18 protein-coding genes are annotated in these 17,552 nt (G+C 71.9%); 5 read left to right on the top strand and 13 right to left on the bottom strand.

What is annotated here, in order from left to right; genetic code table 11:
- Positions 1-36: 36 nt before the first annotated feature.
- From SNR22_RS04680 to SNR22_RS04665, 4 genes are read right to left on the bottom strand one after another with little or no spacing between them, the layout of a single operon-like run.
- Positions 37-819, bottom strand: coding sequence for an SDR family NAD(P)-dependent oxidoreductase (locus SNR22_RS04680; protein WP_320065191.1), 783 nt, complete (start codon positions 817-819; stop codon positions 37-39).
- Positions 820-876: 57 nt separating this feature from the next.
- On the bottom strand, positions 877-1,560 hold the full coding sequence (locus SNR22_RS04675; RefSeq protein ID WP_320065190.1) for an SDR family oxidoreductase: 684 nt from the start codon (positions 1,558-1,560) through the stop codon (positions 877-879).
- Entirely contained in the window at positions 1,557-2,759 is a 1,203-nt protein-coding gene (locus SNR22_RS04670) for a cytochrome P450 (protein WP_320065189.1), read from the bottom strand. The genes SNR22_RS04675 and SNR22_RS04670 overlap by 4 nt, the downstream gene beginning before the upstream one ends.
- Complete coding sequence (locus tag SNR22_RS04665; protein WP_320065188.1) at positions 2,756-3,469, bottom strand: hypothetical protein; 714 nt, start codon at positions 3,467-3,469, stop codon at positions 2,756-2,758. The genes SNR22_RS04670 and SNR22_RS04665 overlap by 4 nt, the downstream gene beginning before the upstream one ends.
- Positions 3,470-3,642: 173 nt before the next feature.
- Between SNR22_RS04665 and SNR22_RS04660 the strand changes: the two genes are divergently transcribed.
- A complete protein-coding gene (locus SNR22_RS04660; RefSeq protein ID WP_320065187.1) occupies positions 3,643-4,395 on the top strand; it encodes an SDR family oxidoreductase in 753 nt (250 codons plus the stop codon).
- A gap of 44 nt (positions 4,396-4,439) precedes the next feature.
- On the opposite strand, the gene SNR22_RS04655 is transcribed toward SNR22_RS04660, so the two are convergent.
- On the bottom strand, positions 4,440-6,272 hold the full coding sequence (locus SNR22_RS04655) for an AfsR/SARP family transcriptional regulator (protein WP_320065186.1): 1,833 nt from the start codon (positions 6,270-6,272) through the stop codon (positions 4,440-4,442).
- A gap of 616 nt (positions 6,273-6,888) precedes the next feature.
- On the opposite strand from SNR22_RS04655, the gene SNR22_RS04650 reads away from it, so the two are divergent.
- Positions 6,889-7,239, top strand: a complete 351-nt coding sequence (locus SNR22_RS04650) for an antibiotic biosynthesis monooxygenase (RefSeq protein WP_320065185.1) — start codon at positions 6,889-6,891, stop codon at positions 7,237-7,239.
- Between the two features lie 43 nt (positions 7,240-7,282).
- Here the strand turns inward: SNR22_RS04650 and SNR22_RS04645 are convergent, their stop codons facing one another.
- Positions 7,283-8,902, bottom strand: coding sequence for an FAD-dependent oxidoreductase (locus SNR22_RS04645; RefSeq protein WP_320065184.1), 1,620 nt, complete (start codon positions 8,900-8,902; stop codon positions 7,283-7,285).
- Between the two features lie 208 nt (positions 8,903-9,110).
- Here SNR22_RS04645 and SNR22_RS04640 point away from each other — a divergent pair, with 208 nt between their 5' ends.
- The 3 genes from SNR22_RS04640 to SNR22_RS04630 are packed head-to-tail and all read left to right on the top strand — an operon-like array spanning position 9,111 to position 12,634.
- The gene (locus tag SNR22_RS04640; RefSeq protein ID WP_320065183.1) at positions 9,111-10,757 is read left to right on the top strand and encodes an acetyl-CoA carboxylase carboxyltransferase subunit alpha; all 1,647 of its coding nucleotides are present in this window, start codon (positions 9,111-9,113) and stop codon (positions 10,755-10,757) included.
- Positions 10,758-10,776: 19 nt separating this feature from the next.
- Positions 10,777-11,256 (top strand): acetyl-CoA carboxylase biotin carboxyl carrier protein, encoded by a 480-nt coding sequence (locus tag SNR22_RS04635; RefSeq protein ID WP_320065182.1) that lies wholly within the window; start codon positions 10,777-10,779, stop codon positions 11,254-11,256.
- 19 nt (positions 11,257-11,275) lie between these two features.
- Entirely contained in the window at positions 11,276-12,634 is a 1,359-nt protein-coding gene (locus SNR22_RS04630; protein WP_320065181.1) for an acetyl/propionyl/methylcrotonyl-CoA carboxylase subunit alpha, read from the top strand.
- Between the two features lie 147 nt (positions 12,635-12,781).
- Here SNR22_RS04630 and SNR22_RS04625 read toward each other — a convergent pair whose 3' ends face one another.
- The 7 genes from SNR22_RS04625 to SNR22_RS04595 form a co-directional block, all read right to left on the bottom strand.
- Complete coding sequence (locus SNR22_RS04625) at positions 12,782-13,168, bottom strand: SchA/CurD-like domain-containing protein (protein WP_320065180.1); 387 nt, start codon at positions 13,166-13,168, stop codon at positions 12,782-12,784.
- On the bottom strand, positions 13,168-13,920 hold the full coding sequence (locus SNR22_RS04620; protein ID WP_320065179.1) for a 3-oxoacyl-ACP reductase family protein: 753 nt from the start codon (positions 13,918-13,920) through the stop codon (positions 13,168-13,170). Before SNR22_RS04620 ends, SNR22_RS04625 begins: the two co-directional genes overlap by 1 nt.
- On the bottom strand, positions 13,917-14,258 hold the full coding sequence (locus SNR22_RS04615; RefSeq protein WP_320065178.1) for an antibiotic biosynthesis monooxygenase family protein: 342 nt from the start codon (positions 14,256-14,258) through the stop codon (positions 13,917-13,919). Before SNR22_RS04615 ends, SNR22_RS04620 begins: the two co-directional genes overlap by 4 nt.
- Complete coding sequence (locus SNR22_RS04610; RefSeq protein WP_320065177.1) at positions 14,258-14,983, bottom strand: SDR family NAD(P)-dependent oxidoreductase; 726 nt, start codon at positions 14,981-14,983, stop codon at positions 14,258-14,260. The genes SNR22_RS04615 and SNR22_RS04610 overlap by 1 nt, the downstream gene beginning before the upstream one ends.
- A gap of 31 nt (positions 14,984-15,014) precedes the next feature.
- Entirely contained in the window at positions 15,015-15,476 is a 462-nt protein-coding gene (locus tag SNR22_RS04605) for a DUF1772 domain-containing protein (protein WP_320065176.1), read from the bottom strand.
- A gap of 46 nt (positions 15,477-15,522) precedes the next feature.
- A complete protein-coding gene (locus SNR22_RS04600; RefSeq protein ID WP_320065175.1) occupies positions 15,523-15,771 on the bottom strand; it encodes an acyl carrier protein in 249 nt (82 codons plus the stop codon).
- A gap of 97 nt (positions 15,772-15,868) precedes the next feature.
- Entirely contained in the window at positions 15,869-17,401 is a 1,533-nt protein-coding gene (locus SNR22_RS04595; protein ID WP_320065174.1) for an oligopeptide:H+ symporter, read from the bottom strand.
- Between the last annotated feature and the right edge of the window lie 151 nt (positions 17,402-17,552).

Raw genomic sequence — 17,552 nt, 5'->3', positions numbered from 1 at the left:
CGTCCCCCCGCCTGCGGGCGGGGCCGGCGGGGTGGGTCAGTTGGGGCGCTGGTAACGGGAGGGGGGGACCATGCCGGCGTCGATGTGGATGTCGGTGCCGGTGACGCTGCGGATCCTGCCGGAGGCCAGCAGCAGCACCAGCTCGCCGATCTCCTCCGGCTCGATCAGCTGTCCGGTCGACAGGCCGGACATCTTGGTCACCATCTCCAGGAACTCCTCGGGGGTCACCCCCGCCTTCGCGGCCCGGGACGGGTCGGTCCAGAGGCGGGTCTTCACCGGGCCGGGCAGGATCGTGTTGACCCGGACGCCCTGCGGGCTGAACTCGGCCGACAGCGCCTTGCTGATGTTGGAAACCGCGGCCTTGGCGGCCGAGTAGTGGGCCAGCCGGGGATCGGCCATCGCGGCGTTCATCGAGCCGATGTTGACCACCGCGCCCTGCCGTTCGACCAGGCTGGGCAGCGCCGCCCGGGTGGCCCGGATCATGGTGAAGACGTTGAGATCGAGGGTGTGCCGCCAGGTCTCGTCGTCGATTTCGAGAAAACCAGCGGCCAGCTTGACCCCGCCGCCCACGTTGTTGACCAGGATGTCCACCCCGCCGAACTCGTCGAGGGCCCGCCGCACCAGCCGCTGCGGACCGTCCTCGGCCAGCAGGTCGACCTCCATCGTGTACGGGGTGCACTCCTTGAGTGCGGCGCTGACCGTGCGGGCGCCGCCGAGCACGTCGGCGCCGGCGCCGGCGAGCGCCCGGGTCACGGCCAGGCCGATGCCGGCACCGGCCCCGGTGACGACGGCCTTCTTTCCGGACAGGTCGAATCGCATCTCTTCTCCTGGGGTTCGTGCCATCGGTTAGTCCGATCCTGGGGTTCGTGCCATCGGTTAGTCCGAGCCGCGTCGCTCGGTGAGGAAGTGCCCGGTGGGGCCGCCGTCGGGCAGCGTCGCCACGTCGGCGATGAAGCGGGCTGCCACCTCGGGAGGGGTCTGCTGGGTGGGCATCATCCGGGTGCGGACCCGGCCGGGGTTGACCGCGTTGACCAGCACGCCGGTGCCGACCGTCCGGGCGGCCACCATCGTGGTGAGCCCGTTGAGCGCCGACTTGGACAGCGAGTAGCCGGGCGCACCGGTGAACAAGGCGCCGCCGAACTCGGCGGTGGTGCCGCTGGAGACCAGCACGACCCGGCCCCAGCCCTGCTCGATCATCGGCGGCAGGAACGTCTGCAGGACCCGCCAGGCGCCAAGCAGATTGATCCGTAGCGTCGTCTCGACCAGGTCCAGCGGGGTGTCCAGCGGGTCCGTGCCGGCGTCCAGCAGGACGCCGGCGTTGCAGACCAGGACGTCGACCGGGGCGAGCTGCTTACCGGCCTCCTCGACGTCGTCCGGGTCGGTGACGTCGAGCCGGTAGGCGGTGGCCCGGGGGCCGATCTCCGCGGCCGCGTCGGCCACGGCCGCGCCGTCGCGGCCGGTGAGGACCACCCGGCGCAGCCCGCGGTCGTGCAGCTCCCGGGCCACCGCCAGGCCGATGCCCCGATTGGCGCCGGTGACCAGCGCGGTACGGCCCCTCACCAGGTCACCGGCACCGCGCTGAAGCCCTCCATGAAGCCGCCCAGGGCCCGGGGCAGGCTCCCGGCGGGAACGGCCAGCCGAATGTCGGGGAACCGGCGTAGCAGCGACTCGGTGGCCACCTGGAGTTCCATCCGGGCCAGCGCCGCGCCCACGCAGTAGTGGATGCCGGCGCCGAAGGTCATGTGGTGGTTCTCCGCCCGCTGGATGTCCAGTGTGAACGGGTCCTTGAAGATCTCCTCGTCCATGTTGGCCGACTCCTCGGAGAGCAGCACGCTGGCGCCCTTGGGCAGGATGGTGCCATCGGCGAGCGGGATGTCCTCCAGGGCGATCCGCAGCGTGCCGATCGAGGAGCCCATGATCTGGGTACGCAGCATCTCCTCGACCGCCGAGGGCACCAGCGTCCAGTCCTGCTGGATCTGCTTCTTGAGGTCCTGGCGGTGCAGCAGCACAGCGGTGGCCGTACCGATCTGGCTGGCGGTGGTGACGTAGCCGGCGATGAGCAGGCTGCGGGTCCAGTGATGCAGCTCGTACTCGGAGAGCCGGTTGTCGTCCTCGTCGCGCACCTTGATCAGGCTGGTGATGAGGTCATCCTCACCCGGGTTGGCCCGCTTGTAGTCGATCAGCTCGACCAGGTAGTCCCAGAGTCCGGTGCGGCACTCCTCCACCTCGGCCGGGGGGAGCTTGCTCACCGACAGAAAGCCGTCGACCAGCCGCCGGAACTTGGTCCGGTCCTCCGGCGGAATGCCGAGCAGCTTGCAGATGACCAGGATGGGCAGCGGGAAGGCGAGCGCCTCGTTCAGCTCGACGGGCTTCTCGGCGGTGGCCATCGCGTCCAGCAGCTCGTCGGTGACCTGCTGCGCGTACGGTCGCAGCAGCTCGATGCGGCGGGCGGTGAACGCCTTGGTGACCAGACCACGCATCCGGGTGTGGTGCGGCGGGTCGCCGTCGATCTTCGGGTCGACGAACAGGTCGTTGTCCTTGGTGATCCGGGCGACGTCGGGCCGGGCGATGTTCTTGCTCAACCGGTCGTCGGCGAACAGGCTGCGCACGTCGGCGTACCGGGTGACGAGCAGCGCGGTGTCGCCGCTGGGCAGCCTGACCTCCACCAGCGCGTTCTCGCGCAGGCCCTGGAGCGCTTCGGGGACCTCCATGACGGGGGTCCAGGGGAACGGATAGGGGATGGCGCTCTGCGTACTCACGTCGCTGCGGCCTTTCTGGTCGGCTCCTCGTACGGAAGCTGATCGCGATGGGCCCCGGCCGATGCGGCGCAGGCCTCGGCGAACGCCCATTCGTAACGGACGCTGATGGAGAACTGCTCGATGATCAGGCGCCGCCCCGCCGGCCCGGCCGTCGTGCCGGCCCGGTCGACCATGTCCAGGAACGCCCGCACCGCGTGGCCGTAGTCCGCACCCGGGTGGTACGCCTCGATCCACGGCAGGTAGCGGGAGCCGGGCGTGGCCGCCGCGACCAGGTGGTCGGAGACCTCGGCGTTGAACCAGACCATCGGCAGCAGGGCGCCCAGTCCGGCGGGGAACGAGTCGGCGGTGGCGGCGGTGAGAAACGAGGCGTGGGCGCGGGTCGCCGGGTCGATCGGCGGCGCGTCCCGCCAGGGCGGGGCCGCGAGCCGGCCGGCCAGCTCGCGGTGGGCCCGGCGCAGCCGGTCGCGGGCGTCGAGCGTGCCGACGATCGAGTGCCCGAGCAGCAGCACGTCGTCGTCGCCGGGCGCGGCGGCCGCGCACCGGGCCAGCGCTCGGGCGTACGCCGGCAGCAGCCCGAAGGTGTCCTGCTCGACGAAGTGGGTCAGCGCCGCGCCGGGCAGCGTTCCGGTCCGCAGACCGGCCCAGAAAGGGTGGTCCTGCACCCGGCGCAGCACCGGGTTCCGGATCTCGCGTAGCTCCTCGTGCAACATCGGCGTCCTCTCGACGGGCGGTCGGCGGCGACGCTAGCCGGGTCGGCTTGACCCGCCCTGGAGCGACGGCCGAGCCGGCCGGCCCGGGCGGCTTCACGGCGAGCCGGCGTCGAGCCCGTTGGCCGAGGCTGGGGGGCCGTCAGACATGCCGGATGAGGAGTCAGGAGAACGCGATGGATCTCGGTTTGCAGGACAAGCGGGTGCTCGTCACGGGCGCGACCCGGGGGATCGGGTTGGCCACCGCGCGGGCGTTCGCTGAGGAGTCCGCCCGGGTGGCGGTCACCTACCACTCGGCTCGGGACGCGGCGGACCGGGTGGTGGACGAGCTGGGCGGGCCCGACCGGGCGCTGGCACTGCCCTACGACCTGGCCGACCCGGCCAGCGCCCGCGCGGCGGTGCGGGCCGTCGAGCAGCGTTGGGGTGGCGTGGACGTGCTGATCGCGAACGCGCAGACCTGGGTGTGGACCAATCCGGAGGAGACACCGGGATACCACGAGCTGCCGATGGAGTACTGGCTCGACCGGTTCCGGGAGAACGTCGAGGGGCACCTGTGGGCGGTACGCGAGGCGCTCGGCGGGATGCGCGAGCGGGGTTGGGGGCGGGTGGTCCTGCTCTCCTCGGTGACCGCGACGCACGGCAACCCCGGCTCGGAGCTGTACAGCGCGGCAAAGGCGGCGCTGCACGGCTTCGTCCGAGGGCTGATGTGGACCCGGCACGGGGTGCTGGCCAATGTGGTCGCACCGGGCGGAACGCTGACCGAGAGCCTGGAGGCGGTGGACCCGGCCCTGCTCGCGCGGGCCACCGAGGAGACCCCAAGCGGTCGGCTGAGCACCGCCGCCGAGGTGGCCCGGCTGGTCGTCTTCCTCGGCTCGGAGGCGAACGGCAACGTCAACGGCGAGGTGGTGCACACCGCCGGCGGCAGGTGACGCGACGGCGACGGCCGGGGCCGGCCGCCGTCGCGGCGACCGGCTCAGGCCGACATGGGCCGGATGAACTCGCGGTTCAGGCGCTCCCGGGCGTAGAGCCGGACGAGCCGGTGAAGCTGGTAGCGGACCGTGTCGGTGCCACGGTCGGACGTCGCCTCGAGCAGGTGGTAGTTGACCAGCCGCCCGAGCTGGTCCTCCACCGCGTCCGCGCCCACCCCGAGCAGGCTCGCCGCGGTGGCGACCGTGAAGGTGGGTGGCGGCAGCAGGCTGATCAGCCGGAGCGCGCTGCGGTCGTGCGAGGCGAGCCGGAAGTACGTCTTGTCCTGGCTGGCGCGGACATCGAACTCGGCGAACCGCAGCTGGTCCAGGGGGGCGGGGCCGGTCTCCAGCAGCGCGGCCATCCGGTGCAGGGTCAGCGTGGGCGCCGCGGCCAGCCGGGCACCGACGCAGCGCAGGGCCAGCGGCAGGTTGCCGCACCGGTGGATGATCCGCTCGGCCTGGTCGCGCTCCGCCGCGACCCGGTCCCGGCCGAGCATCCGGCAGAGCAGTTCGAGGCTCTCCTCGGGTCGCATCACGTCGAGCTTCATCACCCGTACCCCGGGCAGGTCCTGCAACCCCCACCGGCTGGTGACGACGACGCCGCTGGTGGGCGTGGCGGGGATCAGCGGGGCGATCTGGGACGCCGACAGCGCGTCGTCGAGCACGACCAGCAGCCGCTTGCCGTCGCTGACGGTGCGGAACAGGCTGCTGCGCTCCTCGATGGTCGGCGGCACCTGGTGTTCGGGCACGCCCAGGGCGCGCAGGAAGCCGGCGAGCACATCGGTCGGCGCGGCCGCACCGCGCGGGGACGGCCCACGCAGGTCGGCATAGAGCTGCCCGTCCGGAAACTGTGCCTTGTCGACGTGGGCGGCGTGCAGCGCCAGGGTGGTCTTGCCGACCCCGGCCATGCCGCAGATCGACACCGCGCGCGCCGTGGTGCCACTGCCGTGGCGGACGGTGAGCATCCGGCGCACCCGGTCCAGCATCTCGGTGCGGCCGGTGAAGTCCGGGGTGTCCGCCGGCAGTTGGGCCGGGACGACGGCCGGCGGGGCAGGGCGGGCGGTGCCGGTCCGCGACGGGCTGGCCGGCCCGTCGGCGGGTTCGGCGTGCAGCAGGGACTGGTAGAGGCGTTGCACCGAGGCGGACGGCTCCAGGCCGAGCTCGTCGGCGAGCAGGTCCCGTAGCTGGCCGTAGACCTCGAACGCCTCATAGCGGCGCCCGGAGCGATTCAGCGCGGTCATCAGGTTGGCGTGGAAGCGCTCGTGCAGCGGGTAGGCCCGGACCAGCCCCTTCAGCTCGCTGACCAGCTCCTCGTAGCGCCCCAGCAGCATGTCCCCCTCGATGCGCATACCCAGCACCCGCAGCCGCTTCTCCTCGAGGCGGGCGACATGGGCGGTGAGGATCTGCCCGGTGGTCACCCCGGAGAGCGCCCGGCCGCGCCACAGGCCGAGCGACTCGCTGAGCAGCTCGCAGGCGCGGGCGGTCTCCCCGGCCTCCTGCGCCGCCCGGCCCTGCCAGGACAGGCTCTCGAAGCGGCAGAGGTCGAGCTTCTCGTCGGCCACGTCGAGCAGGTACCCGCAGGACTGGGTGTGCAGGTTGGCCAGGCCGGACAGCTCCAGCACGTCCCGTCGCAGCTTGTAAATGTAGGTCTGGAGGGTGGTCATCGCGCTGCCCGGCGGGTTGCTGCCCCACAGCTCGTCGATGAACTCGCTGACCTGCACGATCTGGTTGCGTCTCACCAGCAGGAACGCCAGGACCTGGCGGACCTTGGGTGCGGTCGGCGTGATGTCACGGCCTTCGTGGCATACGGAAAGTGAACCAAGGATTGAGAACCCCACTGTGCTTCCCCCTCATCGCATTGGCCTCGGGGTTGCCTCACCGGTGACGCCCCAGCGGTTTCTTGCGGCGGCTCCTACACTTATTCCGCGGGTTGTCTGCTTAACGGTAGCCATTTGGCTATTCGTCGTCGGGTTACCGAATGGAAATTATCGAAGCCGGCACCTCAAGCGGAGTGCAGCCATTCTCGATCGATCGGCCGAATCACCCCATATGCCCGATAACCTCAAACACCGCCGACAACCAACGGTCATCAGGCAGACGTGGAGTGCAGGAACCGCCCTGAACGGTAAGCGTGACTGCGCGGGCAGTCAAGACCGGGCAGACCGTCAGGACGCCGACACCGCGTCCATTTCGAACCCATTCGCAGACGCCCACCCGACCTCGCCTCGGTCATTTTCAAGACACGTTTACAAACAGCCGTATGATTGACAACGATCACGATCGACGTCAAACCGCAGGCCACTGCTGTCGTCGAGGAACGCTCGAGCGCGGATCGGGCGTGACCGGGTCGGGTCACGGCGCCGCCAGCCGGGCACCAGCGCCCTCGGGTGTGCTGTCCGGGAGGCCGCCGGAGCAGCCGGCGGCCGGTTCCCGCAGCAGAGAGGACGGCGGACGATGTCCGATCGACAGACCGGGAAAGTTTCCGGCGGTGGATCCGACCCGGCGCGGGTACGGGTCCTCATCCACGCCGCCGCGCCGCCCACCGAGCCCGGCGCGGTCGAGCAGGCGTACCACCGGATCAGCGCCGAGCTGGCCGGCACGCCGGGGCTGCTCGGCAACGAGCTGCTCCGACTGGCCGACGACCCCGGCAGGTTCGTGGTGATGAGCGAGTGGGCGAGCCTGGCGGCGTTCCGATCCTGGGAGGCGGGGGCGAGGCACCGGGGCACCACCGCGCCGCTGCGCCGCTACCAGCAGCCGCCAGTCGACCGCCCGTTCGGCATCTACGAGGTCGCCGCCACGTACTGACGGCCGGCGGGGCCGGCAACGCCGGCCCCGCCGCACGCCGGGCTCAGAACGTTCCGGAAAGGATCTCCCGCAGCACGCCGGCCAGCACCTCAGCCCGGCCGTCGACCGGCCCGCCGCCCCGCCAGGCCACGTAGCCGTCCGGCCGGAGCAGCACCGCCCCGTCGGCCGAGCATCCGTAGCGGCTCTCCCAGACACCCTCCACGTCGGTCAGGTCCGTGCCGATCCGGTACGCGAGCAGCGGCACGCCGGTCCGCGCCGCGCAGCGCTGCGCCGCCCCCGCCCAGGCGCCGCCGGCAGCCCCGGTGAGCAGCACGAAGGAGTCGTGGCACAGGTCGTGCACGGTGATCCGCTCACCCGCCCGGTCGAGCCAGAGGTGCGGTGCCCGGGTGCCCGGCGCGGCGTCGGCCGGCAGGTCGGCACCGTATCCGCCGTCGTGCCGGACCCCCAGCATCGCGGTGGACCGGTAGCGCTGCCCCAGGGTGAGCAGCACGTCGTCGACGTCCTCGAAGCCGGGGTCACCCCCGCCGAAGCGGGCCCGCTGGCGGCGCACGGTGATGTCGGCCAGCGCCAGCGCGACCGGCCGCCGCTCGTCCTCGTAGGAGTCCAACAGCCGCTCTTCGGCCTGGCCTCGCAGCCGGGCGGCCAGCTTCCAGGCCAGGTTGTGCGCGTCCTGGACCGCCGCGTTGGCACCCATCGCGCCAGCCGGCGGCCAGACGTGGGCGCTGTCGCCCACCACGAAGACCCGGCCGTTGCGGTACCGGTCGGCGACCTCGACCGCCTCCTCCCACGCGGCCACGTCCAGCACCTCGACCGGCACGTCGACGCCGAGCACCTCGGCGGCGAGCCGGGCACACCGCTGCGGGGTGTAGTCGGCTCCGCTCTCGACCGCCGGGTCGTAGCTGACGCTGACCGCCCACTGGTCCGGCTCGGACGTGGTCAGAAAGGAGCCTTGGCCGATCCGGTCGTTGACCACGATCCAGAACATCGCCCGCTGGGTCACGATCGACGACAGTTCGGCGCGGATCACGAAGGTCACCCAGCTCTGGGTGATCCCGGGCCCCGCACGGGTGATGCCGTGGGCCGGGCCGATGGTCCCCCGAAAGCCGTCCGCGGCGATCAGGTAGTCGGCGCGGACGGTACCCGAGCCGCCTGCGGTGCCGAGCACAGCGGTGACGCCGTCGGCGTCGACGGTCACCGAGTCGCACCGGGTGCCGAACCGGATGTCGGCCCCCCGGTCGTGGGCCGCCCGGATCAGTAGCGGCTCGACGGCGCGCTGGTCGGCCATGCCGAACTCGCAGGCGGTCAGGTCGGGCAGCGGCTTGCGGGTGTCGTCGGCCAGCAGCCAGGACCACTCGCCGGCGAGCGTCTCGCAGCGCACCACCCCGGCCTCGTCGTCGAACGGACGGCCGGCCGCACGGATGGCCGGTTCCAGGCCGTACGGCCGGTACAGCTCCATGGTCCGCTGGTTGATCCCCCGCGCCCGGCCCTGCACCGAGACCGCCGGGTGCCGGTCCACCAGCAGCGTCCGCACCCCCTGGTGGGACAGGAAGAGCGCGGCGGCGAGGCCGGCATAGCCGCCGCCCACGATGAGCACCTGGGTACGTTCGTCCTCCGCCGGGGCGCCGACGGCGTCCGTCGGTTCGGTGTCGCTGTCGGCCAGCATCGCTTCCTCATCTCGATCGGGATCGCACGGTCGCCCGCCGGGGTCGGACCCGGCGTGGAGCGCGGCGCACCCGCCGGGTACGTCGCCCCCTGGCGGGGGACAGCATCGGCCGCCCGCCTCAAGGGCCGGTAGACGCCCGCGGTGGTCGACTCGAGGCGATTCAGCGCGCTTCCATCGACCGTTGAGCCGGTCAGGCCAACCTGCCGGGGTGAGCATCTCGACCCTTACCAGCGAGGCGGAGTGGATCAGCTGCGGCGGCTGCCGCGGGTTGATCTACGGACCGCGTTTCGACCGAGACCTCCGGGTGTGCTTCGGATGCGGCCGGCACGGCCGGCTCACCGCGGATCAGCGCATCGAACAACTCCTGGACCCGGGGACCGCACGGCGGCTCGACCCGCCGGAGGTCGCCACCGACCCGCTCGAATTCGTCGACTCCCAGCCGTACGGCCGGCGCCTGGCCCGGGCCCGCGACGAGACCGGCCTGCACGAGGCCGTCGTCTGCGTCACCGGCGAGCTGATGGGCCGGCCGGTGGTGGCCGCCGTGATGGACTTCCGCTTCCTCGGCGGGAGCCTCGGCATCGGCGCTGGCGAGGCCATCACGGCCGCCGCCGAGACCGCGCTGGCGACCCGCCGGTCGCTGATCATCGTCACCGCCTCCGGCGGCGCCCGGATGCAGGAGGGCGCCTTCTCGCTGATGCAGATGGTGAAGACCAGCCAGGTGCTCGGCGAACTGGACGAGGCCGGCATCCTGACCGTCTGCGTCCTCACCGATCCCACCTTCGGCGGGGTGGCGGCCTCGTTCGCCACCCTCGGCGACGTGGTCGTCGCCGAGCCCGGCGCGCGGGTCGGCTTCGCCGGCCGCCGGGTCATCGAGCAGACCATCGGGCACGCGCTGCCGGACAACTTCCAGACCGCCGAGTTCCTGCTGGAGCGTGGCCTGGTCGACGCGGTGGTGAACCGGTCCGCGCTCCGCCCCACCATCGGCGCGGTGCTGGAGACCCGCGACGGCGGCCCGCGCCCGGCCGCACCCTCGGGGGCGGTCGACCTGGTACGCGACCCGGGGCGGCTGCCCGAGGTGGCACCGGAGGAGGTCATCCGGTTGGCCCGGCACCCGGGCCGGCCGTCCATGCTGGACTACCTGGCCCACGTGACCGACGGCTTCCTGGAACTCAAGGGCGATCGGATCGGCGGAGACTGCCCCGCGCTGATCGGCGGGCTCGCCCGCATCGACGGCCGGTCGGTGGTGGTGCTCGGCTTTCAGAAGGGGCGAGACACCACGGAGCGGGTCCGGCGCAACTTCGCGATGGCGCTGCCCGAGGGCTACCGCAAGGCCGCCCGGCTGATGCGTCTGGCGGCCAAGCTCGGCCTACCCGTGGTCACGCTGGTGGACACCCCCGGCGCGCACCCCGGGATGGCGGCCGAGGAGGGCGGCCAGGCGTGGGCCATCGCGAATAACCTGCGGCTGATGTCCGGCCTGCCGGTGCCGATCGTCGCGGTAATAACCGGCGAGGGCGGCAGCGGCGGGGCGCTCGCCCTGGCGGTGGCCGACCGGGTCCTCGCCTTCTCCGGCGCGATGTATTCGGTGATCAGCCCCGAGGGCTGCGCGGCGATCCTCTGGAAGGACCCCGCCGCCGCGCCCCGCGCCGCCGCCGCCCTGCAGATCGGCGCCCGCGACCTGCTGCGCCACCGCATCGTCGACGCCGTCGTCCCGGAGCCCGCCGGTGGCGCCCACCAGGACCCGGTCGGCGCCGCCGAGCGGCTGCGCGCGGCGGTCACCGAGACCCTGCGCGAAGTCGCCGCCATTCCCTCGCACGACCTGGCAGCCCGCCGGCGGCGCCGGTTCCGGCAATACTGACGAGAGGGTCGAGGTACAGATGACAATCGAAACGACCGACGCCGCCCCACCCGGGATCGACGAGCTGTGCCGGTACGCCGAACGCCTCACCGAGTCGACGCCGGGCCCGCTGAAGAGCCTGCGGGTCCGCTCCGGCGACCTGCTGGTCGAGCTGGAGTGGTCGCGGCCGGAGGCGGTGACCGTCGCCGAGTCGGGCACCACCCTGGCCACCGTCGGGGTCACCGTGACCGCCGAGACGCCGACGGCGGTCGAGGACGGCACGTTCGTGGTGTCGGCGCCGCTGGTCGGCACCTTCTACCGCGCGGCATCCCCGAGCGAGCGCCCCTTCGTACAGGTCGGAGACGTCGTCGTGGCCGGCCAGCAGGTGGGCATCGTCGAGGCGATGAAGCTGATGAACCCGGTCGAGGCCGAACGGCCCGGCCGCATCGTGGACGTGCTGGTCGCCGACGGTACGCCCGTCGAGTACAGCGACGCGTTGATCGTGCTCGCCCCGGCGTGACCCCCGAGGAGGAACGCCCGTGTTTTCCACCGTACTGATCGCCAACCGGGGCGAGATCGCGCTCCGGGTGGCGCGGACCTGCCGCGAGATGGGCATCCGGACGATCGCGGTCTGCTCCGACAGCGACCGTGAGTCCGCCGTGGCCCGGTACGCCGACAAGTGCGTACGCATCGGGCCGGCGCAGCCCCGGCGCAGCTACCTCAACGCGGCCGCACTCGTCACGGCGGCCCTGCAGAACGGCGCCGAGGCGGTGCATCCCGGCTACGGGTTCCTCTCCGAGGATCCCGACTTCGCCGAGATCTGCGAGGCCAACGGGTTGACCTTCGTCGGCCCGCCGGCGGCGCTGCTGCGCCGGCTCGGGGACAAGGCGCAGGCGAAGGAGATCGCCCGGGCGGCCGGCCTGCCGGTGCTGCCCGGCAGCTCCCGCTCGTTGCTGACCGCCGAGGAGGCGCGGGAGGTGGCCGACCGGATCGGCTACCCCCTGATCGTCAAGGCCACCGCCGGGGGTGGCGGCCGCGGGATGACCGTGGTCCGGGACAGCCGCGACCTCGGCCGCGCCTGGGGGCAGGCCCGTGCGGTCGCCCAGGCCACCTTCGGTGATCCCCGGCTCTACATCGAACGGTTCCTGGAGAACGCCCGGCACATCGAGGTGCAGGTGCTCGGGGACGGCCGGGGCGGCGTCGTCGAGTTGGGCGAGCGGGACTGTTCGGTCCAGCGCCGCCGGCAGAAACTGATCGAGGAGACGCCGGCTCCCGGACTGCCACGGGAACTCTCCGAACGGATCCGGGCCGCCGCTGTGCACGCGGCCTGTGAGGTGAACTACGCCGGTGCCGGCACCTACGAGTTCCTGGTCGACGACGGCGACTTCGTGTTCATGGAGGTGAACTGCCGGATCCAGGTGGAGCACCCGGTCACCGAGTTGGTCACCGGCATCGATCTGGTCCGTGAGCAACTGCGGGTGGCCGCCGGCTACGGCCTGTCGGTGACCCAGGCCGACGTCCAGCTGCGTGGGGTGTCGATCGAGTGCCGGATCAACGCCGAGGACCCGCTGCGGGACTTCATGCCCACGCCCGGCACGGTCACCGAGTTCCTGCCGCCGAGCGGCCATTTCGTCCGGGTGGACACGCACGGCTTTCCAGGCTTCCGGGTCACCGCCGACTACGACCCGATGCTTGCCAAGGTCTCGGTGTGGGCGCCGGACCGCCGCCAGGCGATCGCCCGCGCCGACCGGGCCCTGCAGGAGTTCCGGGTGGTCGGCCGGGGTGTGCATACCACCCAGGAGTTCCTCCGCGAGGTGCTGCGGCACCCGGCGTTCCGGGCGGCCAAGCACACCACCGACCTGGTCGACACGATGAACCAGGAGCCGGAGCACGGCTGAGCGCGTCCGACGGCCGGTCGGCGGTCCCCCACCTCTCGTGGGCGCCGGCCGGCCGTCGCGCGTGCGCCGCCCGCCGGGAGGTGAATGCGGACACGCAGCAGGCAGCCACCGCCGGGTGGCGGTGGCTGCCTGCTGGGTCGAGCCGGGTCAGGCGGGCTCGGCGGGCGCGTACGTGTCGCGGGATAGCTGCGAGATGCAGCGCATGGTGGCGTTGCGGAAGTAGTGCTCGAAGCCCTCCACGTTGGCGGTGTCCCGCTGCTCGGCGAGGTACGGGGCGAGCTGCTGCTCCAACGAGTGCACGCCCCGCTGGCCCGCCATGTGCCGGCCGATGGCGGCGAAGTCGCCGCTGTAGTGGATCACCCGGACCATCAGGTCGTCCTTGATGAAGACCGCAGTGCCGAGCAGTTCGCCGACAGACTCGCCGGACCCGCCGGTGAGCACCGGCGAGTCGACCCGGCGGAAGTTCGCGAAGATCTCCGCGATCTCGTCCTCGTGACCGGGCTTCACGGAATAGGTGATGGCGGCGTATGGCATCAGATTCCTCCGTCCACGTGCAGGGTTGCCCCGCTCACGTAGCGGGATTCGTCACCGATCAGGAACAGCACGGCACCGGCCACGTCCTCCGGCGTACCGAGGCGGCGCAGGGCGGTCATGCCCTTGATGAGGTTCGCCACCGGCGGCGGCGGGCCGGGATCCGACTCGGTGACGATGACGCCGGGCGCGACCGTGTTGACCCGGATGCCCCGGTCACCGACCTCCCTGGCCAGGCTCCGCGCCAGACCGATCAGCGCGGACTTCGCCGCGGCGTAGTGGGCGCTGTGCGGCCGGCCGCGCAGCGCCGCCGAGGCGCCGATGTTGACGATCGAGCCGCCGTCGGCGAGCAGCCCCAGCGCGGCCTGGGAAACCAGGAACGCCGCCGTCAGGTCGATGTCGACGACCCGCTCCCACTCCTGGGGAGTCAGCTCCTCGATCGCCGCCCGGCCGTCCACCCCGGCGTTGTTGACCACGGCGTCCAGCCCGCCCAGTTCCTCACGGCAGACCGCCACCAGGCGCCGAACCTCGTCGGGGTCGGTGACGTCGGCCCGGACCACCAGGTGCGCGCCGCCGCCCTCCTTGAGCTCGCGGGCCGTCTCCTCGGCGCCGGCCTCGTCGTGGCCGTAGCAGACGACCAGCCGGGCGCCGCGTCGGGCGCAGGACAGCGCCGTGGTACGACCGATCCCCCGGGTGCCGCCGGTGATCAGGACCCGCTTGCCGGCCAGCGTGCCGGCTTCCTCCGGCGCGCTCATCCGACCGTGGCGGCGGTGCCGGTCATCCCGTACACCACCTGCATGGTTTTCATGGAACCGCCGGACCGGTACGGGTGCAGCTCGGTGCGGTGCTCGATGTGCGCCGGGCTGTGCTCGAAGGCGCGGAACCGCTCCTCGTCGACCCAGTCGCTGACCACGTAGTAGATCGAGCCCTCCTCGTCGGTGCTGCGCGACAGCCAGTGCCCGAGGTTGTCCGGGTGCTGGACGATCGTGCTGCCGACCCGGTGCCAGGTCTGCTCGAACTCCTGTTCCATGCCCGGGTGGATCACCATCCGCAGCATCACCCGGAAGGGGCCGGGCCGATCCTGATCCGCCATCAGATGCCCCCGTCCACGTTGATGGTCTCACCGTTGATGAAGCTGGCGTGGTCGCTGACCAGGAACTGCACGACGGAAGCGATCTCGTCGGTGCGGCCCAGCCGGCCCAGCGGGATCATCGTCTGGTAGCGCGCCAACACGGCCGGCGGTGTCTCGGCCTCGGTCTGGATCGGCCCGGGCGCCACCACGTTGATCCGGATGCCGCGCGGGCCCAACTCCTTGGCCAGCGAGCGGCTCAGCCCGATCAGGCCGGACTTGGCGGCGGTGTAATGGGCGCGCAGCGGGATGCCGACGGTCGCCACCCGGGAGCCCACGTTGACCACCGTGCTGCCCTGGCCCAGCAGCGGCAGCGCGGCCTGGATGATGCGGGCGGCGGCGGTCAGGTTGTTGTCGACGACCCGGCGCCACTCGTCGATCTCGAGCTCGGCGAAGGGGATGTGGCTGATGACGCCGGCGTTGTTGACGATCGCGTCGAGCCGGGTGAACCGCAGCCGGCACTCGTCCACCAGCGCGGCCACGTCGTCGGCGTTGGTGACGTCGGCCCGGATCACCTGGTGGTCCCCGGGGATCTCCTTGAGCTCGGCGACCAGGCTGGCCACCGCCTCGCTCTCGGTCCGGTAACAGGTGATCACGTTCGCGCCGGCCCGGGCCAGGCCCAGTACGACGGCGCGTCCAATGCCGCGGCTTCCTCCGGTGACGAGCACCTTCTTACCCGCAACATGCACGGTGTTTCCTCCTCGTGACTTGGTCGCGCCGCTACAGCAGCACGCTGACAGCAGCCAGGTTCGTGGCGAACGCCAGCACGGCGAGCGCCGTGCGGACGAGGTTCCAGTTGCGCCACCGGGTTCGCGGGTCCACCCGCGCCCAGTCGGCCGGCTCGGCGGCCGGGTCCAGCGACATGACGTACCGGTTGATCGGGACGTTCTTGACCACGGAGATGGCCATCACCACCAGCAGCAGCACTCCCGCGGTGCCGAACAGCGCCCGCGCGGCGGGTTCGTCGGCCCGGAACAGCAGCACCAGGTCCAGCAGGCAGGCCAGCGTGTTCATCGCCGGCATGAACGGGTCGTAGCGCTTCCAGAGGTACTGGATGGTGGCGACGTACCGCTCGTACGGCACCGCCAGGCTCATCGGCGCCAGGCCGATCACGGTGGAGACCATCACACCTACGGCGATCCCGTTGGCCAGCAGCGCGAGGGGAATCAGCAGTCGGTCCACGTCGTCCTGCCTTCCTGTGGGCCGGGGCGGTCAGCGGGACCTCCGCTCAGGTGGTGATCACCCGGACGTTGTTGACGTAGGCCACGACGCTGTCGGGTGTGGTCAGCTCTCCGACCTCCTCTTCCCGGATCTTCACGCCGTACTGCTGCTCGATCCGGGCGGTCAGTTCGAGCACCGCCAGCGAGTCGTAGCCCAACAGGGCGAATTCGGTACCGCCGATGTCGCCGTCGATGTCGACGGACTCGTCCACCCCGGCGCTCTCCCGCAGCACTCGCCGGATGTCGTCGATGTTCATCTCGTCCACGCTCTCTGTCGTCGGAGTGAGGGCCGCCGGCGGTCGCCTGAGCGGGTCGGCGGCCGGTCCGGCAAGGCTGTCGGCCGGGCGTCGGGTGTCACTGGAGTACGGCTGGATCGGGGGTGCCCTGCCCGTCGGCCGCGCCGGGAGAGGTCAGGAACGGCGCGCCGAGCCAACGGCGGCTGAGCACGAAGAAGACCGCCACCGCGCCGGCCACCAGCCCCAGCGAGAGGTAGTAGACGGGTGCGGAGAGCACGTCGATCAGGGCGGCGACCTGGCTGCTCAGCCCTCCGCCCATGGCCGCGAAGAGCCAGTAGACGCCGATCGCCTGGCCGAGGAACTCGCGCGGGACAAGGTCGGAGATGGCACTGATGCTGACCGCCGCGACGACGATCTCACCGCAGGCGTGCATCAGGTAGACGGTGAGCAGCCACAGCGGGGAGACCCGCTCGCCGTCTGCGGCGTCGACGGCGGCCAGCGCCATCACCAGGAAGCTGAGCCCGGCCACGGTCAGCCCGAAGGCGAACTTGGCCGGCACGCTGAACCGGGCGCCCAGCCGGGGCAGCTGCCAGGCGAAGAGCGGCGCGAGCAGCAGCATGAACATCGGCGTGGCACCCTGCAACCAGCTCGCCGGCATGGTGAAGCCGAGCACCTCGCGGTCCGTGGAGTCCCTGGCGAACAGCGTCAGCACCGAGCCGTCCTGCCCGGCCAGCAGCCAGAACACGGTCGCGGCCAGCAGCAGGCGGAGCATCACGGACAGCCGCCACCGGTCGTCCACGCCGAGCCGGGGGTGCCGGCGCAGCTTGGCGTACGCGCCCCAGGGGGCGGCGATCAGGCCGAGGCCGATCAGCATCAGCGCGGCCATCGGCGGCATCAGCCCGGTGCCGAGCGCGCCGACCAGCAGCAGCACCACGACGGCGACGACGGGTACGACGCGGCGGCGTATCCGGCGGGCCTCCTGCGGCGACAGCGGCCGGCTGGGTCGCGCGCCGACCGTCCCGTATGCCCGCAGACCGGCGTAGACGGCGGCGACGCCGACCGTGAGCACCACGCCGATCGTGGCGAAGGCGAGACTCCAGCTCACCCGTTCGCCGATCGAGCCAACCGCGAGCGGGGCGAGCAGGCCGACCACCTGGGTGCCGACGAAGAGCGCCGCGATCGACGCCTCGCGCCGCCCGGGGGTGCCGGCCAGCATGTTGATCAACGCCTGGTGGTTGGGCTTGAACAGGCCAAATCCGCAGGCGATGAGGAGCAGTCCGACCGGGGTGAGGGCGTCCGGCGGCAGCGCGAGCGCGAAGCAACCGGCCGCGATGAAGCCCGGCCCGAGCATGACGGCCCGCTGCTGGCCGATGACCCGGTCGGCGAACCAGCCGCCGGGCAGCGCCATCATGAAGGTGATGCCGATGTAGCCGCCGAACAGCGCCGCGCCACTGCCCTCGGCGAGGCCCAGCCCGCCCTCGTCGGCCGGAGCGACGGCGTAGAGCACCAGGATGGCCTGTACTCCGAAGAAGCCGAAGCGTTCCCAGAGCTCGGCCAGGAAGAGGTTGCGGAACCAGCCGGTGGAGTAGAGCCGGGCCTCCGGCGCCACCGGCGCGCCGACGGACGGATTGAGCGACGTTGTCCCGACCATGGGGGGCACCAGCCTTCCGGACCTGTCGTTGGACGTGGCACAGCGTCGGGCAGCCGAATCGAACCGGGATTGAGCGTCGCTTGAGCCGGCCACCGGCGCGGTACGCGACAGTCGATGACGAATACCTGACAGTCCGTAGGTATTGGTTGAC

Origin of the sequence: Micromonospora sp. RTGN7 (assembly GCF_033804645.1) — a bacterium.
In the GTDB taxonomy this organism is placed as follows: Bacteria; Actinomycetota; Actinomycetes; order Mycobacteriales; family Micromonosporaceae; genus Micromonospora.
Note: the sequence above shows the minus strand (reverse complement) of the source record. Positions and strands in the feature narration are given on the sequence as shown.